General features: G+C 53.6%; 24 protein-coding genes. 3 read left to right on the top strand and 21 right to left on the bottom strand.

Features of this window, described 5'->3' with window-relative positions; genetic code table 11:
- Window positions 1–23: 23 nt before the first annotated feature.
- The 6 genes from rfbD to AC4EYZ_RS03235 all read right to left on the bottom strand — a co-directional run bounded on the left by rfbD (window position 24) and on the right by AC4EYZ_RS03235 (window position 5,411).
- The gene (gene rfbD / locus AC4EYZ_RS03210) at window positions 24–959 is read right to left on the bottom strand and encodes a dTDP-4-dehydrorhamnose reductase (protein ID WP_490204107.1); all 936 of its coding nucleotides are present in this window, start codon (window positions 957–959) and stop codon (window positions 24–26) included.
- Window positions 956–1,309 carry a four helix bundle protein gene (locus AC4EYZ_RS03215; protein WP_490204108.1) on the bottom strand — a complete coding sequence of 118 codons (354 nt, stop codon included), beginning with the start codon at window positions 1,307–1,309 and terminating at the stop codon, window positions 956–958. Before AC4EYZ_RS03215 ends, rfbD begins: the two co-directional genes overlap by 4 nt.
- A 43-nt stretch (window positions 1,310–1,352) precedes the next feature.
- Complete coding sequence (gene rfbB / locus AC4EYZ_RS03220) at window positions 1,353–2,522, bottom strand: dTDP-glucose 4,6-dehydratase (RefSeq protein WP_490204109.1); 1,170 nt, start codon at window positions 2,520–2,522, stop codon at window positions 1,353–1,355.
- A gap of 29 nt (window positions 2,523–2,551) precedes the next feature.
- Complete coding sequence (locus AC4EYZ_RS03225) at window positions 2,552–3,499, bottom strand: ABC transporter ATP-binding protein (protein ID WP_490204110.1); 948 nt, start codon at window positions 3,497–3,499, stop codon at window positions 2,552–2,554.
- A 61-nt stretch (window positions 3,500–3,560) separates the two neighbouring features.
- Window positions 3,561–3,911, bottom strand: a complete 351-nt coding sequence (locus AC4EYZ_RS03230; protein ID WP_027958929.1) for a four helix bundle protein — start codon at window positions 3,909–3,911, stop codon at window positions 3,561–3,563.
- A 42-nt stretch (window positions 3,912–3,953) separates the two neighbouring features.
- Window positions 3,954–5,411 (bottom strand): MBL fold metallo-hydrolase RNA specificity domain-containing protein, encoded by a 1,458-nt coding sequence (locus AC4EYZ_RS03235; RefSeq protein ID WP_490204111.1) that lies wholly within the window; start codon window positions 5,409–5,411, stop codon window positions 3,954–3,956.
- Here AC4EYZ_RS03235 and AC4EYZ_RS03240 point away from each other — a divergent pair.
- On the top strand, window positions 5,401–5,613 hold the full coding sequence (locus tag AC4EYZ_RS03240) for a hypothetical protein (RefSeq protein WP_027958927.1): 213 nt from the start codon (window positions 5,401–5,403) through the stop codon (window positions 5,611–5,613). The two genes, AC4EYZ_RS03235 and AC4EYZ_RS03240, sit on opposite strands and share 11 nt — an antisense overlap.
- On the top strand, window positions 5,606–5,737 hold the full coding sequence (locus AC4EYZ_RS03245) for a hypothetical protein (protein WP_269318614.1): 132 nt from the start codon (window positions 5,606–5,608) through the stop codon (window positions 5,735–5,737). Before AC4EYZ_RS03240 ends, AC4EYZ_RS03245 begins: the two co-directional genes overlap by 8 nt.
- A 241-nt stretch (window positions 5,738–5,978) precedes the next feature.
- On the opposite strand, the gene AC4EYZ_RS03250 is transcribed toward AC4EYZ_RS03245, so the two are convergent.
- The 14 genes from AC4EYZ_RS03250 to AC4EYZ_RS03315 all read right to left on the bottom strand — a co-directional run bounded on the left by AC4EYZ_RS03250 (window position 5,979) and on the right by AC4EYZ_RS03315 (window position 19,320).
- The gene (locus tag AC4EYZ_RS03250; protein ID WP_027958926.1) at window positions 5,979–6,170 is read right to left on the bottom strand and encodes a DUF2283 domain-containing protein; all 192 of its coding nucleotides are present in this window, start codon (window positions 6,168–6,170) and stop codon (window positions 5,979–5,981) included.
- On the bottom strand, window positions 6,170–6,427 hold the full coding sequence (locus AC4EYZ_RS03255; protein WP_022519666.1) for a DUF4258 domain-containing protein: 258 nt from the start codon (window positions 6,425–6,427) through the stop codon (window positions 6,170–6,172). The genes AC4EYZ_RS03250 and AC4EYZ_RS03255 overlap by 1 nt, the downstream gene beginning before the upstream one ends.
- 214 nt (window positions 6,428–6,641) lie before the next feature.
- Entirely contained in the window at window positions 6,642–7,742 is a 1,101-nt protein-coding gene (locus AC4EYZ_RS03260; RefSeq protein ID WP_041157940.1) for a KpsE/RkpR family capsule polysaccharide export protein, read from the bottom strand.
- A gap of 3 nt (window positions 7,743–7,745) precedes the next feature.
- Window positions 7,746–8,558 carry an ABC transporter permease gene (locus tag AC4EYZ_RS03265; protein ID WP_141441398.1) on the bottom strand — a complete coding sequence of 271 codons (813 nt, stop codon included), beginning with the start codon at window positions 8,556–8,558 and terminating at the stop codon, window positions 7,746–7,748.
- 167 nt (window positions 8,559–8,725) lie between these two features.
- The gene (locus AC4EYZ_RS03270; RefSeq protein WP_490204112.1) at window positions 8,726–10,459 is read right to left on the bottom strand and encodes a polysaccharide biosynthesis/export family protein; all 1,734 of its coding nucleotides are present in this window, start codon (window positions 10,457–10,459) and stop codon (window positions 8,726–8,728) included.
- On the bottom strand, window positions 10,459–10,866 hold the full coding sequence (locus AC4EYZ_RS03275) for an RT0821/Lpp0805 family surface protein (protein WP_035538447.1): 408 nt from the start codon (window positions 10,864–10,866) through the stop codon (window positions 10,459–10,461). The genes AC4EYZ_RS03270 and AC4EYZ_RS03275 overlap by 1 nt, the downstream gene beginning before the upstream one ends.
- A gap of 283 nt (window positions 10,867–11,149) precedes the next feature.
- Window positions 11,150–12,175 (bottom strand): porin, encoded by a 1,026-nt coding sequence (locus AC4EYZ_RS03280; protein ID WP_138800616.1) that lies wholly within the window; start codon window positions 12,173–12,175, stop codon window positions 11,150–11,152.
- A 225-nt stretch (window positions 12,176–12,400) separates the two neighbouring features.
- Window positions 12,401–13,471: a porin gene (locus AC4EYZ_RS03285; protein WP_035577932.1), complete on the bottom strand. Its 1,071-nt coding sequence runs from the start codon at window positions 13,469–13,471 to the stop codon at window positions 12,401–12,403.
- A 264-nt stretch (window positions 13,472–13,735) separates the two neighbouring features.
- Window positions 13,736–14,536 (bottom strand): ProQ/FINO family protein, encoded by an 801-nt coding sequence (locus tag AC4EYZ_RS03290; RefSeq protein WP_230805940.1) that lies wholly within the window; start codon window positions 14,534–14,536, stop codon window positions 13,736–13,738.
- Window positions 14,537–14,556: 20 nt separating this feature from the next.
- Window positions 14,557–15,114: a dihydrofolate reductase gene (locus tag AC4EYZ_RS03295; RefSeq protein ID WP_190373552.1), complete on the bottom strand. Its 558-nt coding sequence runs from the start codon at window positions 15,112–15,114 to the stop codon at window positions 14,557–14,559.
- Window positions 15,111–15,884, bottom strand: coding sequence for a thymidylate synthase (locus AC4EYZ_RS03300; RefSeq protein ID WP_053857259.1), 774 nt, complete (start codon window positions 15,882–15,884; stop codon window positions 15,111–15,113). Before AC4EYZ_RS03300 ends, AC4EYZ_RS03295 begins: the two co-directional genes overlap by 4 nt.
- A 553-nt stretch (window positions 15,885–16,437) precedes the next feature.
- Window positions 16,438–17,232 carry a prolipoprotein diacylglyceryl transferase gene (lgt, locus tag AC4EYZ_RS03305; RefSeq protein ID WP_490204113.1) on the bottom strand — a complete coding sequence of 265 codons (795 nt, stop codon included), beginning with the start codon at window positions 17,230–17,232 and terminating at the stop codon, window positions 16,438–16,440.
- 67 nt (window positions 17,233–17,299) lie between these two features.
- Entirely contained in the window at window positions 17,300–18,097 is a 798-nt protein-coding gene (locus tag AC4EYZ_RS03310; RefSeq protein ID WP_490204114.1) for a sulfite exporter TauE/SafE family protein, read from the bottom strand.
- The gene (locus tag AC4EYZ_RS03315) at window positions 18,094–19,320 is read right to left on the bottom strand and encodes a response regulator (protein ID WP_490204115.1); all 1,227 of its coding nucleotides are present in this window, start codon (window positions 19,318–19,320) and stop codon (window positions 18,094–18,096) included. Before AC4EYZ_RS03315 ends, AC4EYZ_RS03310 begins: the two co-directional genes overlap by 4 nt.
- Window positions 19,321–19,506: 186 nt before the next feature.
- Here AC4EYZ_RS03315 and AC4EYZ_RS03320 point away from each other — a divergent pair, with 186 nt between their 5' ends.
- Complete coding sequence (locus AC4EYZ_RS03320) at window positions 19,507–20,307, top strand: NRDE family protein (protein WP_490204116.1); 801 nt, start codon at window positions 19,507–19,509, stop codon at window positions 20,305–20,307.
- A 17-nt stretch (window positions 20,308–20,324) separates the two neighbouring features.
- Here AC4EYZ_RS03320 and ptsP read toward each other — a convergent pair whose 3' ends face one another.
- Window positions 20,325–22,586 (bottom strand): phosphoenolpyruvate--protein phosphotransferase, encoded by a 2,262-nt coding sequence (gene ptsP / locus AC4EYZ_RS03325; protein WP_101148438.1) that lies wholly within the window; start codon window positions 22,584–22,586, stop codon window positions 20,325–20,327.
- Between the last annotated feature and the right edge of the window lie 18 nt (window positions 22,587–22,604).

The following is a 22,604-nucleotide window of genomic DNA, read 5'->3' on the forward strand; positions in this document are numbered from 1 at the left end:
CAGAACTGAACGCCATTTACTCCTCACTCCTCACAGAACTCTTTCAACGTTAGCGCTAGCTGGTTTTGCCAGGTCGGTAGTGTGACACCAAGGGCAGCTTCAAGTTTACTCAGGTTCATTCGTGAGTTTAGAGGCCGTTGTGCAGGCGTTGGATACTCAGCGGTGGGAATGCCCGCTGCGCCTTGCGGCTTAATAGCAAGCGTTTCTCCTGCTTTGCGTGCCTGCTCAAAAATTTCGCATGCGAACCCGTGCCAGCTGGTTTCCCCTCTTGGCGCCAGGTGGTAGATGCCTGAGGGGATGTGAATGGTGAGTGGTGAATTGTGAGTAGTGAATGCTAGTGCGGTGGCCTGGGCGATTAGGCGTGCGGGTGTGGGCGCGCCTATTTGGTCGTTGACGATGCTGAGCGCTTCACGCTCACGGCCCAGGCGTAGCATGGTTTTCATAAAGTTGTTGCCGCGTGCGGCGTATACCCAGCTGGTGCGGAAAATCAGGTGTTGGCAGCCACTTTGGGCAACCGCCTGGTCGCCTTCCAGCTTGGTCTGGCCGTATACACTTTGCGGCTCTGTGGGGCTATCTTCCTGCCAGGGTGTTTCACCATCACCTGGGTAGACGTAGTCGGTGGAGTAGTGCACCAGCGGTATGCCGTTCTCGGCAGCATACTCAGCTAACTGTGCTGGCAGCTCGGCATTGAGGCGTTTGGCTTGCTCTGGTTCGCTTTCGGCTTTATCGACCCCTGTGTAAGCGGCGGCGTTAAGGATCAACGCAGGCTGGTGTTCAGCCAAGTAGACGTCTACTGCATTGGCATCTGTTAAATCAAGTTCATGCCGTGTAGGGGCTAACACATTACCGAATAGGGAAAATTGGCGTTGTAGCTCAAAGCCGACTTGGCCGTTTGATCCAGTGATGAAAATAGTGAGGGGTGAAGCGTGAGGTGTGAGGTGTGCGTGTTCAGATGTCATAGTGAAGCCTTTAAATGCTTGATCAGTCCGCCTAGCTGTGAAAATACAGAGTTGATCGCTAGTTCCAGTGCTGAAATATCACCCATATACCCTAAGCGTTGGGCAATTTGGCACTGAGTTTCAAGTTCACTGAGCGAACCACGTGCTATGTGCAAAAATCTTAAAAAGTCGGGTTTACTACCACGCGCCGCTCCTTCGGCTATATTGCTTGGCACAGATACAGCAGCACGTTGCATTTGGCTAGCTAACCCATATCGCTCAACTGAGGGAAAGGATGAGGTCATTGAGTAAATAGCGACAACGAGATCCATCGCTTCTTGCCATACCCGCAGTTGCTGATGCTTCCTCATGTCTATTTACCTCACTCCTCACCAGCGAAGCGCTTACCCCTTACTATACATTCCCTAGGCGTTGGCCTTGGTAGCTGCCGTCTTGTACGCGTTTCCACCAGGTTTCGTTGGCGAGGTACCACTGCACGGTTTTGCGCAGGCCGGTTTCAAAGGTTTCTTCTGGTACCCAGCCTAGCTCGCGTTCGATTTTGCTGGCGTCTATGGCATAGCGCACATCATGACCGGGGCGATCGGTGACGAAGGTAATTAAATCTTTGTGAGAGCGCTTCGCTTGAGAAGGGTGAGCGCCCTGCGGGCTTGTGAGGGGTGAGGAGGGTTCCCTCACTCCTAACTCCTCACTCCTCACTTCTGCCCCCTCACTCCTCACGCCTAACGCCTCACTCGGCGCTAATTCATCCAGAATCTCACAGATGGTTTCCACCACGTGCAGGTTCGTTTGCTCATTGTGGCCGCCGATGTTGTAGGTCTCGCCTACTTGGCCTTCTGTGGCTACTTTGATCAGTGCGCGGGCGTGGTCTTCTACATACAGCCAGTCGCGGATCTGCTGCCCATTGCCGTACACGGGAAGCGGCTTACCGGCTAGCGCGTTAAGAATCATCAACGGGATAAGTTTTTCCGGAAAGTGGAACGGGCCGTAGTTATTCGAACAGTTGGTCACCAACGTAGGCAGGCCATAAGTACGCTGCCATGCGCGCACTAAGTGATCAGAACTGGCTTTACTGGCCGAATACGGTGAGCTGGGCGCGTAGGAGGTTACTTCGGTAAACAAGTCCTCCGTACCTTCTAGATCGCCATACACTTCGTCTGTACTGATGTGATGGAATCGAAAAGCATCGCGACGCTCACCTTCCAGGCTGTTCCAATAGCTACGGGCGGCTTCCAGCAGTACGGCAGTACCCACCACATTGGTTTGAATAAACTCTGCCGGGCCGTCAATAGAGCGGTCTACATGGCTCTCCGCCGCTAGGTGCATCACTACATCAGGCTGTTGCTGTTCGAACAGTTGCTGCATGGCGGCTGCATCGCAAATATCGGCCTGGGCAAAGGTGTAGCGTTCACTGGTTTCAACACTTGCCAGGGATTCTAAATTGCCTGCGTAAGTCAGCTTGTCTACGTTTACCACGCGGTGAGTTGAGTTTTGAATAAGCTCACGCACTACAGCTGAACCGATAAATCCTGCCCCGCCGGTAATTAAAAATGTTTTTTGCTGCATTACTGTTAAGTCCTTTGTTTCATCATTTCTTACATTTCCACCTGCGAGGACGCTTGCTTTAGCGCGTCTAGATGCTGAATCGCATGCGTGACCTGACGTTCTCTTTTAGGTATATCTTTCGTTATTTGGTCTAGATATAGCGGTAGCAGTTTTTCTGTTTTGGCGACCTCAAGAGATCGCTTTGCTTCTTTTAATTTAACGCGGCATTGCTGAAGGTGCTTTTCAGCACCGGCTATGTCTTGTGGCAGGTTGGGGTCAATCTTCGACACTGGCTCCGGTTGCTTGACTTCCTCCACCGTTGAAACAGCTTTATGCGTATCTATATCGTCGTGGTAGGCCTTAATGGCATCCTTGATATTATCGTACCAATGAGCGGTGCCTTCATTCAGGTAGAGACCAGCGGAACACAAATCTTTTAAGATACCTTCCGAGTGGGAGACCATAATTAACGAGGCTTCACCCACTTTAGACTGGAATAACGCTTTGGCCTTTTCTTTAAAAGCCCTGTCACCCACTGCCGTGGCTTCATCGGATATATAGATATCAAAATCGAAGGCAAGTGATAGCCCAAAGGATATACGTGAACGCATACCGGAAGAGTATGTGCGCACCGGTTCATCAAATGCCTCACCAATTTCAGCAAACTCTTCTACAAATTGAATAACACGCTGAACTTCCTGGGGTGAGGAGCCTTGCACCCTAGCGACAAATTTAACGTTCTGGCGCCCGGTCATATTATTCTGCATGCCCCCCGCTAACCCAACGGGCCAGGAAACCCGGCTGTGACGAATCACTTCACCGCGTTCAGGTGAATCCATACCGGCGATTAGACGCAGCAGTGTGGATTTACCCGCGCCATTGGCACCAATCAGACCGACACTTACCCCTTTGGGGATGGTGAGGTTGATGTCTTTGAGCACCCAGTCGCTGCCGTGGTGGTTGTGGTAGCGTTTGTAGAGGTTTTTGATTTCGATCATTTTTGGTTTGTGAATTGTGAGTAGTGAATGGTGAATAGGAAGTTCATGTGGCGCATTGATTTCACCGATTCTTTAAATGTTTGATGAGACCACCTAGCTGAGCAGATGCCTGATTAATTGATGCCAAAATTCCTGAAATATCTTGTAAATAGTTGAGACGTTGGGCGATAAGTAATTGCGTTTCTAGTTCGCTGAGAGAGCCTTGAGATATATGCAAAAAGCGAATGAACTCTTGAGTACTTCCTCTAGCAGCCCCTTCTGCAATATTGCTCGGTACCGAAACAGCACACCGGCGCATTTGGTTGGTTAGGCCATAAAGTTCATGATTTGGAAACGCAGCGGTTTGGGCATAAATAGTCTCCACCAAGTCCATTGTTTCTTGCCAAATTCTCAGCTCTTGATGCTTTCTCATCCAACCTCCCGCCACCGCTCATCATTCATTCCTCACCATTCACTACTCACCATTCACCACTTTCACCTGCTTGCCTTTTCGGTGATAAAGAGTTTCGAGTTCAGCTTTGAGCGCTGCGCGGGCGGTTTGTTCGCCGTGAACCAGGCGGATGGTGTGGGGCCAGCGGCGCATGCGTTTTACGAAGTTGAGCAGGTCTTTTTGGTCTGCGTGGGCGGAGTAACCACTGATGGAGGTTACGCCTGCTTTTATATCAAACCGTTCGCCGTCGATGGCTACCCAGCCGCCCTGGGGGCCGTATTGCTGAATATCCCGCCCTGGGGTGCCTGCGCCTTGGTAGCCTACGAACAGTACTTGATGATGTTCATCACCCAGCATGGCTTTGAGATAGTTCATGATTCGCCCGCCTGCACACATGCCGCTGGCGGCAATTACCACTGCTGGGCGACCTGTTTTGGATAGGTATTCAACGGTTTGTTCATGCTCTGCGTGGCTATCTACGGTGTAGAGATTGGCAAAGTTGAGTGGGTGGCGGCCACTGCGCAGGCGCCCTTGTGCTTCTTTATCCCAATAGGGTTTTAGCTCGCGGTAAACCTTTGTAAAACGCGCAGCTAGCGGTGAGTCGACAATGATTTCCAGTGACTGCCACTGCGGTGAGCGCGCTTGATGAATAATGGTTTCTAGCTCGTAGAGCAGCTCTTGGGTGCGGCCGATACTGAACGCAGGCACCATCACCGTGCCACCGTTAGCGAGTGCTTGCTCTACGGCAGCTTTTAAGGTGGCGCGTCGCTGGCGGCGGTCTGGGTGTTGGCGGTTGCCATAGGTACTTTCGAGTACCAGTTGGTCGCAGCCGTAGGGGGATTTAGGTGCAGGTAGTAGCGGTGCGTATGGGGCGCCTAAATCGCCGGAGAATACGATGCGCTCTTTTTCACCGGTCTCAGCATCCTGGTAGCTCACTTCAACGTAGCTGGAACCTAGAATGTGCCCTGCCCGTTTTAGTTTTACCCGTGTGGTGCCTGTGCCTTCACCTATCCCTGCGTTTTCAGTCGTGTTTGCGCTAGCGCCGGTGTGGCCGCTTACTTCGCTTACCCTGCCTATGTTGTGCCATTTGCCGTAGGGCACGCTAACGATTTGCTTTTCGAGCTGCGCTTGAAAGCGCTCGATCAGTTGGGCATTGCGGGTGAAGCCAATTTTTAGCGCGTCTTCAATCACCAGGGGCAGCAGCTTGGCCGTGGGGATCGAGCAGATAATCGGGCCGGCGAAACCCGCCGCCAGTAAGTAAGGCAGCCTGCCCACGTGGTCAATATGGACGTGGGTAATGATGAGCGCCTTAACGGTGCTGATATCGAATTCAATTTGTAGCTGCTCGAAGCTGTCTTCCGCGGCGTCTTCCCCTTGGAAGAGGCCACAATCCACCAGTAGCGATTCGTGACGATTGAGTAGCAGTTGGTGACAGCTGCCCGTTACCCCAGTGGCCCCGCCGTGGTGAATGATGTCGAGCATTGGTAAACCGTTAGTGGTGAATTGTGAGGTGTTTGGCTTCAGCGAACCCGCGGTCGCAGTGTGGGGCGGTGCTGGGGTTGGTTATGTGCCCTTGGGCGTCGTTCCGACGCCTTTCGCGGGTGCCCACGAACGCTCGCTGAACTCGCTTTCTCGTTACCACGCGCTACGGGTCGTGCTTCCACAAGGTCATGTGCATGCGTGATTTAGTAGCGCGTGGTAAGCCTCAGGCGCACCCGCGGGAGCAGCGCGGAGCGGTGCTGGGGTTTGGTTCTGTGCCATTGGGCGTCGTTCCGACGCCTCCCGCGGGTGCCTCAAAAGCTCGCTGAACTCGCTTTCTCGTTACCACGCGCTACGGGTCGTGCTTCCACCATGTTCTGTGCATGCGTGATTTAGTAGCGCGTGGTAAGCTCCAGGCGCACCCGCGAAAGCAGCGCGAAGCGGTGCTGGGGTTTGGTTATGTGCCGTTGGGCGTGCTTCCACCATGTTCTATGCATGCGTGATTTAGTAGCGCGTGGTAAGCCTAAGGCGCACCCGCGAGAGCAGCGCGGAGCGGTGCCGGGGGTTGGGTTACGCTGCTTGGCTCTTTAAGAGCGGCCATGCCCCCTGCTTAGAAGCGTCAAGGATGACAATTTCAGTAATTGTGCCATCTTCCGCGTAACTAATATGCGTATTCCAGTCTTGAGAAACTTCTTTAACCGTACGTTTATCTGAAAGGTGCAGAACTAGAATGTCATCCGCTTCATCGTAGGTTGTACGCATTACTTATCCTCCCACTCAAAGTGATGCATAACGGTTTTGACAACCAGTTTGTCTTCTAAGACAGCTGCGATAGACAAAAGGTTGTCTTGGCGACTTTCAACATGCATCGCTATCCAAAACCGCGTAGCATCTTTGTACTTTACTGTTCCCCGCTCTATCAATTCTAGCAGTTCACTTTCTGTGATATTTCGACTAGCCATGCGCTCACGGGCATGGCGTGTTATGTAAATATCTACCTTGAAACGGTGACTGTACATATTCTCAAACTACATACTTAGTTTGGACAACTGAATCGACACCCGCGATCGCATGCCGGGGTTGGTTACGTGCCGTTGGGCGTCGTTCCGACGCCTCCCGCGGGTGCCTCAAAAGCTCGCTGAACTCGCTTTCTCGTTACCACGCGCTACAAAAATGTGAATCGTGAGTGGTAAATGGTGAATCGTTTCGTACCCTTCACCCTTCACCCCAACCTTAATCGCGGTGATCTTTGATGATCATCATCAGCATGCTGAAGATAAAGGCGAGGAAGATGGTGATGATGGCGAATACGCTGCTGTTGTAGAGCCGGTTGGGTTCTGTGGGGTACTCCGGGAATAGCGGGCTTTGCAGTATGCTTACCTGCTTGAGCTGGCGGGCAGCTTCCAAGCGGGTGTTTTCTAACGCCGCCAGTGCACTTGAGTAGGTTTCCTGGGCGAACTGTGCCTGCAGTTCTAGTGTTTCATATTGCGCTGAAACACTGTTGAGCGAGTCGCCTGAAGCTTGGGCGATTCGATCACGCTGCTCAATAATTTGGTCGCGTAATGCGGTGATATTACGCTCGACTTGGCGCAGTTCAGAAGACTGGGAGCTTTGGAAGCTGGCTAGTGCACTGCGCTGCGCTTGCAGGCGGGCTAGATCAGCCTCAAGTGTTGCCACCACTTGGTTAATATTTTCCACCGTTGCGGTTGGAGAAACCAAACCATATTCGTTTTGGAATTCAAGCAGCTTGGCCCGGGTCTCTTCGAAGCGCTCTTCAAGTCGAACCATTTGCTGTTCTAAAAATTTCACCTGCTCATCTGCTAGACGGTGCCCCATTTCATTCATATGGTCTTCACCTGCTTCAAGTAGCAGCGTGGCCACGTCATGAGCAAACTCAGGCGTATATGCTTGTACACGAATATTCAATACACCTGCGTACTCATCCAGCTCTACCTCTACCCGGCGCAGGTAATATTGGTGCAGATCTTCAATGGGGGCATCGCGGTTATGCAGCTTGGCGAAGATATCTCCATGCTCGGCATAGTGTTCACGAAAATTGAGTTGCTCATCTATCAAGCGCAGCATATCGACTGAGAGTAAGTGCTCACGCAGCAGTAATAAATCGTGAGTATTACCACCTCCACCGCTGCCCATAATTGACGATAGGCTAAATTCCGGCGTAGCGACCTGGGGGCTTTCTAACACTACGGTTGCGCGGGATACATAGCGTTCCTCCGCCCATACAAACCAATAAAACGAGACTAAAGCAATCGCGATTATCGCCACGGCCCAGTGTGGCGATGTTTTAACAAAATGACGGAAAGAACGTTGCATAGTTTATTGTGCCTTCAAACGATCAATAAAGCGCAGGTGCATCAACAGCCCCAGGGCGATTAAGGTGAGTGTAAATAGCCAGAAATAGAGCATGCTGGTGCCCGTTACGACTTGGTACTTGTCAAAGAACCCCAGGCGCAACGTTTCAAGACCATGCGGGATAGGGTTAAGCATCAAGTATTCCAGCAACCAGTGGGGCAAAGAGTTCAATGGAAGAATTACACCTGAAATTATCAAGAGAGGTAACGAAAGCATACGTATTACCCTCCCAACTTCGGGTACAAGCGCATTGGCTACGGAAGTTATTAGCCCCAATCCCAAACCAAGGCACCACAGTGAAAGCCAAGCAGCCATCACCCTAATGACATTATCTGGGTATAGTTCCAACCCCAGCATTAACCCGCCGCCGATAAAAAGCAGGAAGATAAAACTGCGTAGCATGCCTTCTAAAAAGTTACGAACTAGCACGGGGTCTACGGGTTGAACTTGACGGTAAGCAAACAGAGATTTATTACCCTCAATGGCGCCCATCCCCCTCAACATACCTTCTCGTACTAGAAAAAAGCCCATTAGCCCCACAATCATCCAGGGGACAAATTCGGCATTCACTACCAGGCGATCACCACTAACAAAACTACGAATTCCGACCATAATGCCAGTAAAGGCGACTGGTTCGAAAATCATCCAAAACCAGCCCATACGATCCGACATGGTGCGCGAAATGGCTTCGCGCATGAACATGGCGTACCACACGCTGCGCGTGACTTGCCATGGTGTACGTGTGCTCCGCCGTGGGCCACTGTTTACGTTATCCATAGGGCTACTTCTTGAATAAGTGAGGTGTAAGGGGTGAGGTGTTAATTGTGAGGGGTAAGTTGTAAATCGTGAGGGGTGGGGTGTTAATTGTGAGGTGTGAGAGGGACTTTCTTCACCCCCTCACTCCTTACTCTTCACTCCCCCCCTAACTCCTCACCCTTCTCCTATTACAGATCAACCGCTACTTTGGTTGCTACGGCGATCTGGTAGAGGATCTGCGTTAGCGTGGAGGCTAGCTGAAGGTTGTGCGTGGGTGCCGCGGGCATCACGAGGATTTCATCGCCTGGCCGTAAATTGACATTGCGGGCGTTCTCGACAGCACCATTTTGGCGTACCACAAGAATATGGTCGTCATCTGCACGGTCGGTGAAGCCGCCAGCACCTTCAATGTAATCGATCACGCTCATGCCTGGGCGATAAACAGCGGCTTGGGGCACAAGCACTTCACCACTTATCAGCATGGAGTCACTCACTTCCGGAATAGTGACCACATCGCCATCCTGCAGGCGAATATCAGAAATGCGCCCATCGTAAGCGACGACTAAACGGCCACTGGGTTCTAACTCACTGGCACGAGAGATGAAGTCCTGAATCAGCTCCGCTTCTTGTACACGAATCTGCGCTTCTTCATTGGTGCTGGAGGGTGCGCCTAGGTAGGTTGTCTCTAGACGGCGTAGGCTCTCTTCAAGGGACTGCGCTTGCTGCTTTTTAACACTTTCACGCTGTATTGAGATGCTTTCCACGGCGGTCATGTTTTCTGGCACGGCGATGGCGTCTAATAATTCACTTAAGCGAGCATCCCGCGGCAAAGCGTACCGTGAAGGGCCGTAATAGCTGCCTTCTACTTCCACAACGATGGTTTCACTGCGCTTATCTGAGCTGAACAGCACTTCGTCGCCGCTGCGGATCGTTTGACCGGCAAACATATCAATGGGGAAGTATTGAGCAATAGGTCCTTCTTCACGGTCACCACGTAGCAAAACGTGTGAAACACCGCTTCTTAACCGCGCTAGATTCACCAGCTCAGCGCCACTCAAACTGTTGCCTGTCATTTCATAACGGTATTCACGGTGAACATCTCCACCTACCGCAATTGCGGGGCCACGCTCTTCGACTACGATGGTGTCGCCATCTTGAAATTGCGGGCGGGGTATATTGCCGTTGATCAAGAAGTCATAGAGGTCGACGGTGGCGACATTGCGACCGTCGCGCATTACACGAATTTGGCGATAACTGCCCAGGTCTTGATCTATGCCGCCGGACTGATCTAGAAAATAGAGCAGAGAGTCGTTGGGTGTGCCCGCGTAACGGCCGGGGTTTTCAACATAGCCTGTGACGTAGACGGCTACGGGCTGTACACCTTGCAGGTTGGTATAGACCTGGACGTTATCTGGGTATACCGAGGTAATGGCTTGGCGCACGCTGCCATCCACTTCCTGACTGCTTTGTCCTTCTACGTTAAGCGGACCAGAACCGGGAATGAAGATATTGCCTTGTGCGTCTACAGGTAACACTCGGTCAAACTCAACCGCGCCCCAGGCACGAACGGTGACTTGGTCGCCCGGTTTGATGCGGTAGTCAGGGTTGAGGCCATCGCCCATCGCACCGCGAAACCCGCCGCTGAATAAGTTGGCGCCAAACGGCGGTAGCGCGTCTGGATCTTGTGGAGTGGCCGACACCGGGCCATATGTGCCGCTATTCCAATTGGCTCGGGGTGTATCGTTGACTTCTTGCTGCTGCAGGCTGCCTTGTTGGTTAGCCTGCTCAGGTACAATGCTGTCGGAAAGGCTTAGCGCCTGCGCCCATGTGTTGGGCACTACAAAAACGCTGGCAAGCGCTATGGAAGCGACGGCTAGCGAGCGATTTAGCGTAGCGCGGTCAAGCAGTGTGGTCACTTTCATTAATTGCGCCCCTGTGTTGTTTGTGCCACAACGCGTTGATTAACCCAACCATTGGATGTTTTGCAGACGAGTGCTGAACGCGCGTTATTGGAGTCGACGGCTACTACTCTTAGCTTGCGACACTCGCGCCCACTGGCGGCAAGGTAGGCGGCGTCAGCCACAATCTCGACATTATTACCCCATGGGCTGTCTGGAGCATTAATCACGGCACCTGCGGGCGCCTGTGTTAAAAAGCCATTGAGGTTGTCGTCTTGCAGCAAGGTGGCCGGGTCGTTATTCAATACATATTGCGCTTCTTGCTGCGTGTTGCTCGCCGGATAAGAAGCGCAGCCGCTTAAAATGGCAGCACTAAGCACCGCCAACAGCATACGAGCTCGCATCACGGGTAAACGTTGAGGTGTCGACATCATTATTTCCAAATAAAAGGCACGCTACCGCCCAGGGATTATAACGGGCGTATTCCCTTGCCCTACTTCTCTGGGTGGATGAAAGTGGGTGGCATAAGCGCAAAGCACTTTTGCCAGCCGCCCATTGTAGGGGAATACCGCCAGCGGCTCTACATGGACAGCTCTTGTACAACTTATTCATTCTTCGTGTAAAAAAAGAGGCCATTGAAAGTTAAAAAAAACGGCCACTTTAAGTGACCGTTTTGAATATAAACAAAGTAACTCTTAACGCATTTAGAGGGCGTTAAAAATGATAGCGCGCCCCTGTTAGCCAGTATGTTCTGTCTGCGGAACTTTCTTTGCGCATGCTTGGTGCATCGCCATCTGCTAGCTCTACGAACACGTCAAATGCGCTGGAAACCTTATAGTAAGCTCCCGCGGCCCAGGCGTTGCTCTCTTCACCTTCGTCCCGGTCGACGTTGTAGTAATCTGCGGTAAATGCCCAGGGGCCTGTTGAATAAGTACCACCTAGACCAACCGTTTCGAACCCTTTTCCGTCGGTATCGCTATTGTCTTGGCTTTCAATACCTAAGCGCATTGACAACTGATCAGATAGTGAGTATGAACCGATAAGGCCATATAGCATCTCACCGTTTCCGCTGCCGCCACCACGCGCTTCGTTTTCCACTGCGCCAAAGCCTACTTTAAACGGGCCTTGCTGATAGCGAATACCGCCTTGTACGGCAAAGACATCACCCTCACTACTCTGCTCCGCAGTCGTTAATCCGCGCTCACTGTAGTGCTTTACTTGCAGGAAAGAGGTGAAACCGTTCAGCTCGGGCGTGTAGTAACCAATTGAGTCGCCTCGCGACTGTAGCCCGGTTGAATTAAAAAGCAGGCCTCGGTCGAGGTAGACATCAAAGGGGGCCGATACAAATTGGTAGTAGAGGCTATCGAAGTTACCTGCTTGCAGCGTTCCATACTGCTTACTAGCCAAGCCAATATAGCTCTGGCGAATTTCATTAAACCCCTGGTCGGTATTTCGTTCATCGCCGGTAAATCGCCACTCTAAGCGCCCAAAGGCGTTTAGATCGGATGTAACGGCATGACTCATTCGAAACCCTAGACGGGAGTAAACATCAACGAACTCCGCTCCATCATCGACTTTATTACCAGCGCTATCAAATTCAGGGCCACCGCCCGCAATCCCCATTGCGATACGCCCATAAATATCGAGCTTCGTGCCTTCTTGATCATAAAGCGTTGTGGCTTGAACCGAGGAGATACTTAACAGGCTGGCTACCGCTACTGCTAACTGCTTCTTCTGCATTCGAAATGATCCCTTGATATGCTCATCTTATTGGCTGCTTACGCTATTCCGCTGTGCAGCGAACTAATGTTATACAATATCAAGTTATCATTAAAGAAAAATCATTCTTATTTGCATTAGCTATAAAAACGTAATCATTAATCCAAAAAAAACCGGCCTCTAAGAGGCCGGTTCTATTTGGTTCTGCTAGGCAGTTACCCTTTAAGCGTGGTGTTTAAACCAAGCTTAGAAGTGGTAACGAGCGCCTGTCAGCCAGTATACGTCGTCAGTCAGGTCACCAAGGGTAACGTCACGATCAACAGTTGGTGCGTCGCCATCGTTAAGCTCGAGGAACACGTCGAAGTTACTGGATACATTGTAATAAGTACCTAGAACCCAAGCGTTACTGTCGTCTAACTCTTCGCGGTCTACGTTGTAATAGTCAGCAGCGAATGCCCAAGGACCAGTGGTGAAAGTACCACCTACACCAACTTTATCGTAGCCATTTTCGTCGTTAGCACCACGAAGCGCGTAGCTGTCGTTGTTGTCACGAGTTTCATAGCCCAGACGTGCAGAGAACTGGTCAGTGAAATCGTAAGAACCGATCAGGCCGTACAGCACTTCGCCGTTACCGCCGCCGCGCTGCACGTCATCAACGAAGCCAAGACCAACAGTTACAGGGCCTTGTGCATAACGTACGCCACCCTGAGCTGCAACAACTTCACCTTCTGAAGATTGCTGAGCTTCAGTCAGGCCGCGCTCGCTGTAGTGCTTCGCTTGCAGGTAAGCAGTGAAGCCACTCAGGTCAGGCGTGTAGTAACCGATAGAGTCGCCACGTGACTGCTTCGGGTGACCTGCGAATTCTAAACCACGATCGATTTCCCAATCAAAGGGCAAAGAAACGAACTGGTTGTAGAAGCTGTCGAAGTTACCCGCTTGGAAAGTACCGAACTGGTCGCTTTGCAGACCGATGTAGCTCTGACGGACTTCTTTGAAGCCGGTGTTGCCGTTACCGCTGGGGCCGGTACGCTCGTCACCGTCGAAACGCCACTCAACACGACCGAACGCAGTCAGATCGCGAGAAACTTCGTGGCTCATACGCAGACCAAGACGCGAATAAACGTCTACAAACTCAGCGCCGTCATCGATTTTCTGACCAGCGTTATTGAACTCGGGGCCACCGCCAGCGACACCCATGGCGATACGGCCATAAACATCTAACCGAGTGCCGTCTTGGTCATAAACGGTTGCAGCTTGGGCTGCAGCAGAGGCACCCAGGGCGCCAACGATAGCAGTCGCTAAAAGTGTTTTTTTCATGATGTAAGTTCCTTAACTCGTATACTGTTTCGATCGTTGCTGCTCAGCCCTTATTGAGCTGGCAGTTGGCTTTTGCGGGCCATGCTCTTTTGCCATCCGCCGGTTTTTCCCGGTGGTATGCGGCATGTCCTCAACTAAGCCTTGTTATAGTCCAATGCTCGCAGAACAAACTCTATACTGGGACTCCAGGGAACGCAATAGAAAAAAACAGTGTTTTCTTACTATTTGTGCTTTTTTATGGAACCCACACCTATAGACCTGGTCTCAGCGGCCTTTGAATTTCTGCTGTAAATCTAACAATTTGTCTTCCAAGCTAAGCGACTTACGCGGCTCGCCTTTTCCTGCCTTCGGTTCTGCATCCTGCGCTAAATCAGGCTGTTTCGGTTTTTCTTGACGGGTGTTTTTAGCGGCAGGCGATGGTTTAGGTTGCGCTTTTTTGGGCTGCCCTCCTTCTTTCTTCTCACCGCGTTTTTCTGCTGCGTGTCGCGCCGCTTCTTTATCGACCTTACCTGCGGGTTGGCCATCCAAATCTACCCGTTCGGCACCCTCGCGCACTGCTTTTATATAGCGCGGGAGGTTCACGTAGTTGGCTAAGGCTCGACGAATTAGCTTATTAGGCCACTCTTCGCGCTCTGCAAGCTGTTGATGAATACCAACTTTTAAGGGCTTTGTGTGGCCTTTAAAAAACGCCTTGGGGTAGCGCTCGTACCATTGATTCAGCAGGGCATGCGGCGAAGGCGCTTTGGCCGTTTCAGCGGTAGCCGATAATTCACCTTTTTCTTCTAGCACTGTTTCTACTGGCTTGGCTTCTTCTGGCTCGGCCTGATCTGGCGTTTCAGGCGCTTTTGGGTCGAGAACTTTTGCATCGACAGCTTCTTCGCTATGTATTTCAGTGTCTATTGTAGTCGTGGCTTCGGAGCTTGGCTCGCTTTGCGATTGGGCGTTTTTCAATGCCAATTGCTGCTTTAGCCGCTGGTTTTCTTCACGCAGGGCATGTAGCTCAGCTTGTGTGCGTTCAAGACGCGCTTCTAAATCATCTAATATATTCATTAAGCTGGCGGCCATAGCCTTCTCCTTTGCCCTTTTTAGTCGGCGATGCGCTCGTAAACGACGAAATCATAACTTGGCTGCCCTTCTGCTGGCTGCCCCGCTACGCGCTGTACTTCTTGCCACTCGCTGGGGTCGAAGTCAGGAAACGTTGCGTCGCCTTCTACCTCTATGTCCACTTCCGTTATGTAAAGCCGCTGTGCAAAGGGAAGCGCCTGGCGGTAGATTTCTCCGCCTCCCATTACCATGATCTCTTCTGCCGCCTCTATGGTGGCGTGCTGGTCGGCTAGCTCTAGCGCTGCGGGCAGGTCATGGCACACGCGTACGCCTTCGTGGGAAAACTCGGCGTTGCGGGTGACAACGACATTAAGCCGATTAGGCAGCGGCTTGCCAATGGAAGCGTAGGTTTTACGCCCCATGACCAGCGGTTTTGCCTGGGTAATGCGTTTGAAGAACTTTAAATCTTCGGGCAGGTACCAGGGTAACTTGCCGTCTACGCCGATCACACGATTTTTAGCCATGGCAACGATCATTGCCACCGGCACCAGGGAATCGAAAGCGCCGTTTTGGTTACTCGTATCGTTTTGCTGGCTCATACCGCTACCTCGGCCTTGATGTGCGGGTGCGCCTCGTAAGCGTCAATGTGAATGTCTTCAAAACGGAATGCGAACAGGTCGTCTACCTCTGGATTGAGCACCAGTTTAGGCGCCGCTTTAGGCGTACGCGATAGCTGTTCTTTGGCCTGTTCAAGGTGGTTACTGTACAGGTGCGCATCGCCTAGGGTGTGGATAAATTCACCCGGCTGCAGGCCGGTCACCTGGGCGACCATGGTCAGTAGTAAGGCGTAGCTGGCGATATTAAACGGCACACCGAGAAAAATGTCGGCGCTGCGCTGATAGAGCTGGCACGACAGCTTGCCATTGGCCACGTAGAACTGGAACAGGCAGTGGCACGGTGGTAGCTGCATTTCATCGACCTGAGCTGGGTTCCATGCAGAAACAATCAGGCGGCGGGATTGGGGTGTGGTGCGAATTTGACCGAGCACCTTGGCAATTTGATCAACGCTGCCCCCTTTGGGGTCGGGCCAGCTGCGCCACTGATAGCCGTAAACGGGGCCTAGATCGCCGTTTTCATCCGCCCACTCGTCCCAAATCCGCACGCCGTTCTCTTTTAGGTAGGCGATGTTGGTGTCGCCTTTCAGGAACCACAGGAGCTCGTGAATAATCGAGCGCAGGTGGAGTTTTTTGGTGGTCAGTAGCGGAAAACCACGCGATAAATCAAAGCGCATTTGATGGCCAAACACGGAGCGCGTGCCGACGCCTGTACGGTCGTGGCGGTCAACGCCATGCTCCAAAACGGTTTGCATCAAGTCTAAATAGGGTTGCTCAAGCGCGGGCGTTGGTGCAGTCACAGAATTTCCAAATTAACAGGCGATGTAGCGGTTTATTCTAGGCGCCCTCAGCTTGTCGGTCTAGCGGTGCCGGCCTGTTAGCGTTATCCAGTTAACCCCGGCACCGCTTCGCGCTGCTCCCGCGGGTGCGCTTCGCTTACCACGCGCTACTAAATCCTGCGTGCACATAAAGCGGTGGATGCCCAATGCCTGATCACGTCTGCACACAAAATGGTGGCAACACACCAACCCTGGCAACGCTTCGCGCTGCTTCCGCGGACGCGCCACGAAAACCACCAAAGTCAGGTGCGTGCACATACCGTAGCGCGTGGTAACGAGTTTGTGAGGAACGAACAAACGAGGCACCCGCGGGAGGCGGCGGAACGACGCCCAGTGGCACATAACCAAACCCCGGCACCGCTTCGCGATGCTTTCGCGGGTGCGCTTCGCTTACCACGCGCTACGAAAATCACCTATTCAAGTGCGTGAATCATAGCGCTTGGCGCCCCATTAACAGCACCGCGGTGCTTTAGTTTGCGAGTTTCACATCCACTGGCTGGGAGCGTGACCAGGCGATGATGACGAGGCCCAGCGCGATCATGGGGAGCGAGAGCAGCATGCCCATAGTGACCCAGCCGAAGGCGATAAAGCCGATGTGGGCGTCGGGCATGCGGACAAATTCGACCATAAAGCGGAACACGCCGTAGCAGACTAAAAACAGCCCGGATAAAAAGCCTCGTGAAGTCGGCTTGGCGGAGACCCACCACAGAATGGCGAACAGCACGACGCCTTCTAACAGCGCCTCGTAGAGCGCTGATGGATGACGCGGCTCAGGCCCCATGCCGGGAAACGGCATGCCCCAGGGAAGCGAGGTCATGCGGCCCGGTAGCTCATGATTAATAAAGTTACCGATACGCCCAGCACCCAAGCCAATCGGCACCAGAGGAGCGATAAAGTCGGTGAGCGTTAAAAAAGCCAACTGCTTACGCCGAGCGAATATCCAGGCGGCGAGGAGCACCCCGAGTAGGCCGCCGTGAAAGCTCATGCCGCCATCCCATACGCGGAAGATCCACAGCGGGTCGGCTGTCCACTGTCCTAGCCCGTAGAACAGTGCGTACCCTAAGCGCCCACCAGCCACGACACCGATGGCACAGTAGAAGAGCAAATCACCGATATCGTCATTATTGAGACCAATACGCGATGCGCGCCGACAGCCAAGCCACCAGGCGGCGACAAATCCCACCACATACATCAGGCCATACCAATGGACTTGCAGCGGCCCCAAGGAGATAGCCACTGGGTCAATCGTTGGGTAATTAATCATTTACACTCTCTAATCTGACCAAAGGAAATATGCAAGACGCCCAATCAGCACGTAAAACGGTCACAGACTAGGTGAGCAGGAAACGTACCCCTACCACAGCCAGCAGTAACGCGAAGGAGAGGCGTAGCACATGAGCGGGCAAAACATGGGCAAGTTTAACGCCTAAGCGGGCAAATGGAACGCTGGTGACTACGATACTGAAAAACGCTGGCCACATAACAAAGCCAGTCGTCCAGGCAGGCAGCAGCGGATTACCCCAGCCCACCACGATAAACGCCAGAGCCCCCACCAGCGCGATGGGTAGCCCTACCGCCGCTGCCGTGCCCACCGCTTGAGTCATGCTGGCACCACAGCGTGATAGTAGCGGCACTGTCATGGCGCCTCCGCCAATCCCGAACAGTGCTGAAACAGCGCCGATCGCGCCACCGGCGAGCGTCATTATCCATTTGCCGGGTGAGGTACTGCCCTGCTTAGGCGTTAATCCAAACACCATTTTAGCGGCAATGAGTAGAACAAAGATGCCAAACATAGTTCCCAGCGCCGTGCCGGAGAGGTTGTCGGCAATAAACGCCCCAGCGATGGAACCTAATACTAAGCCAGGTAGCAGCGCTTTAAGCCACCCACGGTGAATGCTGCCGCGCCGATAATGGCCAAGGGTGGACGATGAACCGGTGACGAGAATGGTGGCGAGAGAGGTGCCAATGGCTAAATGCATGGCAATTTCAAAGGCGATGTTCTGCAGACCAAACGCGAAGACCAAGACAGGAACGATAATGAGCCCACCGCCCACGCCAAATACACCTGCCATGGTGCCGGCAACAGCGCCTAAGGTTAAATAAATCGATAGCGCCGTGACGATGGTCATTCAGATGGGGCCGCTTTAACTGTGCCTGGAAACCAGTGAGCAATCATATTCATGAGGGTTTGGGGTTGGTAAGGCTTGGCAAGTAAGTCATCCATACCGGCCGCCAGACAGGCGTCGCGCCCGGCATTGTCGACGTTGGCCGTTAGTGCGACCAGCACGCTTTGGCTACCGCCATGGTTGCGCTCGTACTCGCGCCAGCGCCGGGTGGTTTCGAGCCCGTCCAGAGTGGGCATAAAAATATCCATAAATACCAGATCAAAGATCGCGTTTTGCTGGCGTTCCAACGCCTGTTCACCACTGCTAGCGCCTTCCACCTGTAGGCCTTGGGTTTCTAGCATCTGCCGGGCCAGCATCAAATTTACCGGTCCGTCGTCGACGACCAATACGCGTAAAGTGCGCGGTGCCCCCAGGCGATCACCACTCCCCCCTTGTACCTCACTGCTCAAAGAGCCTTGCCCAGAACCTGACTCAATTCTCTCATCAGCGCTTTGTTGAACAAGATTGGTCAGTAGCGCGCGGATATCCGATACATGCTCATACACTTCCATGACATTTTGCCGACAGCTATCGGTAATTTCTTTATCAGCCATGCTGTTTAAATGGTCTAACAAGCTATCCGTTTCACGCTGCAGCAGCGTTAAGTAGCCTGATTTTAATCGTGACTCTTCCCGCGCTCTTTCTCGACCAGCGATCAAGTGCTTGAGCTGCCGTTGCTGGTGGTGAAGGTCGTCCAACAAGGTTTGCTCATGCTCCTGCCGGGTATTCTTAGTAGCGGCAGTGGCGACTTGGGAGCAGTGCATGCAGCGTTCAAGACCGGCGAGGATTTCATTAACGCTGGCCAACCGTTGAAGGGGTAGATGAGATTCGTCGGCGGCATCCGGCGGGGAACATTTATGTTCGGGCAGTGAACGCGCAGCGGTAGCGCATAGTGCTTGACTGTGCCGTTCAAGTTCGGTGAGTTCTTGCATAAAGCGATTATCTTGACGCCGAGCATGCGCCTTAACCAACATAAGGAAGGCACCGACGTTCAAACTGCTGCCGATAAGCAGCGCCGCCATTAGCCACAACATGGTGCTCCAAGAGACGTAGCTGGGCGACATCCACCACATCATGGCGCCCACCACCACGCAGAGCACGATTAATGCTGCTTGCACGAGCAGCAAGGGCCACAGCAGAGGCCAAACAATGGCGTTCCAAAAGTGTTCCCTTTGATAGCGTTGCATGATCTCGCCTTCCTATTGGCCGCATGGCCGCTGATAACGTGACCGCTGTTTAAGACCCCCACACCCATTCGGTGTGACGATTTATGCTACAAACATGATACTAATGTCAGTGTACGTCTACGCTTCGTTACTGTCATGCGGCTCTTGCGTTGAACGTTTTTCACCCTTATCGCCTGCGAGTTTGTTATGTGCTTGATATCGTTTGCTTGGCAACCCGGCACCCTCATGCCTTTGCGGCTAATGGGTAACCGTGATGAGTTTCATGCGCGCCCCACCGCGCCGCTGGGTGAGTGGCAAGATAACCCAGCCATTGTCGGTGGCCGCGATTTAGAGGCCGGTGGCTCGTGGCTGGCAGCCAAGCGCGGCGGTGTAGTGGCCGCGTTAACCAACGTACGTGACCCGCAATTGGGCACACCACCCGGCGCACCAAGCCGGGGCGAGCTGGTCGCGGATGCCCTGCAGTGTAGCAATATAGAAGCGTGGCTAACTGCACTCAGCCAGGGTGAGGCAATGCGCTACGCAGGCTTTAATTTATTAGTCGCCACGCCCCAACGGCTTTGGCACCTACACCGCGGCAGTGATCGCCTGGCTCTCACTGAGGTAGCTCCCGGGGTTCATGGCCTCTCTAACGCTGATCTCAACTCACCCTGGCCAAAGCTTCTACATGTACGCACTGCGCTTGAGCACACTCTTTTACAGCCAGGCCCGTTCCAGGCATGGCCTAGTGGCGTTCAGCGCGCTATGCAAAATCCGCAAGAAGCGGCTATCGAGGAGTTGCCGGATACCGGCGTGGGGCTTGAATTGGAGCGCCAGCTTTCAGCGGCGTTTATTGTCGGCGAACGCTATGGCACCCGCGCCACCTCGTGGCTCACTCTGGATAGCGACGGGCACATCGAAGTTACCGAACAGCGCTTTGGGCCGCTGGGGCGCTTTGAGGGTGAAACCTCTTTAGCGTTGCCCAGCAGTTCGCTTGAATCTACACCCTAGGCTTTTGCATAAAGAACTTAGTCACGGGGCGGCATCAGATGTGACAGCTGCCACTCATCCATGCGCCCCTCTAGATGGGTATGCACCTGGGCAGGGGTGTCTAGCTCCATCACTTCTTTGAGCAGTTGCTCGGCATCGCTGAACGGCACCCGGCGAATGGCCGCGCGCACTTTGGGCAGGCTTGGCGCATTCATGGAAAGACTGGTAAAGCCCATGGCCATAAGCAGCAGCGCTCCAGCCGGGTCTCCGGCCAATTCACCACAAAGCGAAATGGGCTTATCAAGCCGCGTCGCATCGTTAGCAAGTTCCAGCAGAGCGCCGAGCAACGCCGGGTGCAGCGCATCGTAAAGGCTCGATACGCGTGGGTTGTTACGATCCACCGCCAGCAAGTACTGGGTGAGATCGTTGCTGCCCACGGAGAAAAAGTCGACTCGCTTCGCCAGCGCGTCCATTTGATAGATAGTGGCGGGCACTTCAATCATCACGCCCACCTTAGGCCTGACAACAGTAATCCCCTCTTCGCCCAGCTCTAGAATGGCGCGATCCAGCAGGCGCAGCGCTTCATCGACCTCTTCGACGTTGGTAATCATCGGGAAGAGAACGTAGAGGTTATCCAGGTCGATCGAGGCTTTGAGCATGGCGCGCAGTTGCACCATTAGCACTTCCGGGTGATCCAGCGTTACCCGCATACCGCGCCAGCCTAGAAACGGATTGGCCTCTTCAATGGGGAAATAGGGTAGATCCTTGTCACCGCCGATATCCAATGTGCGCATGACCACCGGCAACGGGGCAAAGCCTTCGAGCTGCTCACGATAAAGCTTGGTTTGCTCTTTCTCGCCGGGGAAGCGTTCGGTAATCATAAACGGCACTTCGGTTCGGTAGAGGCCCACTCCACCGATACGGCTTTTAAGCAGCGCGGTGGCATCTACCGCTAAGCCGGTATTGACCATGAGCGGCATCGTGTGACCGTCGGGCGTGGCGCTAGGCAGATCCTGCTCGTGCTCAAGCAGTTCGCTGAGCGCCTCTTCTTCGGCGATCAGACTTTCATAACGGGCCGTAAGTTCAGGCGCTGGGCGCACAAACAGGCGACCACGGTGACCATCCAGCACCACCGGCGCTCCGCCTAGGCGCGGCAGCGGTAAATCCACCATGCCCAGCACTGTCGGGATGCCCATGGCCCGAGCGACAATCGCCACATGGGACGTGCTGGAACCGCGTACCGAGACCAGCCCTTTGAGCTTTTCGCGGGGAACCTCCCCCAGCATGGCCACGCTGATCTCATCACCGACCAAAATAGCGTTATCGGGGTAGGTTTCCGGCGTGGACGGGGTATCTTCTTGCAGGTGTGCAAGCACCCGGCGGCCAAGATCACGAATATCTGCCGCCCGCTCGCGCAGGTAGTTGTCGTCTACCCGCTCCAGGTACTGGACGTGACGACGCACTACATCGGCCAGAGCACCGGGTGCCCACTGGCCTTCGCGAATGCGCTTTTCCACTTCATCAGCCAGCGCCGCTTCGCCGAGCATCTGCTGATAAACATCGAACAGCGCCAGCTCTTGGGCAGAGATCCGGCTTGCCAAACGTTCGGCCGCGGCACGAATTTCGTTGCGGGTTTTGCCAATGGCTTCTTTTAGGCGGGCGACCTCATAATCCTGATCGCGGGGTATCAGATCCGGCACGCTGTTTAAATCGGCGGGCGGCGTAATCACCACCGCTTCCCCCATAGCCATGCCAGGCGAGGCAGCAACGCCTTTAAACATTGCCTGCCCTCCGGCAAGCGCCGGGCGCAACAGGTTGCCCGTGGCTAAAGCATGTGCCAACACACCCGCCAACTGCGCGGCCATGGTGACCAGAAAGGCTTCGTCTTCATCGTCGTAGCGGCGCTTTTCGGCTTGCTGAACCACCAATACGCCCAGCATGTGGCGCTGGTGAATAATCGGCACACCCAAAAAGCTCGAGTAGCGCTCTTCACCGGTGGCTTCAAAGTAGCGGAATTGCGGGTGGGCCTGGGCGTCTTCGAGGTTAAGCGGCTCGCTGCGTTTGGCCACCAAGCCCACCAGGCCTTCGCCTAACGGCAGTACTACGCGCCCTACTGCCTGGGTGCGCAGGCCAATGGTCTCCATCAATACCAGCGACTCAAGCTCCTTGTCGTAAAGGTAGAAGGAGCACACATCAGTCTGCATCGCTTTACGAATTCGGCGTACCATCGTGGACAGCGCGGCGTCGAGGGTGCGCGCGCCGTTCACTTCCTGAATCACCCGGCGCAACACCTCAAGCATGGACGTTGTACTTTTCAC

The sequence above is a fragment of the Vreelandella sp. 162(4c) genome, assembly GCF_058152265.1.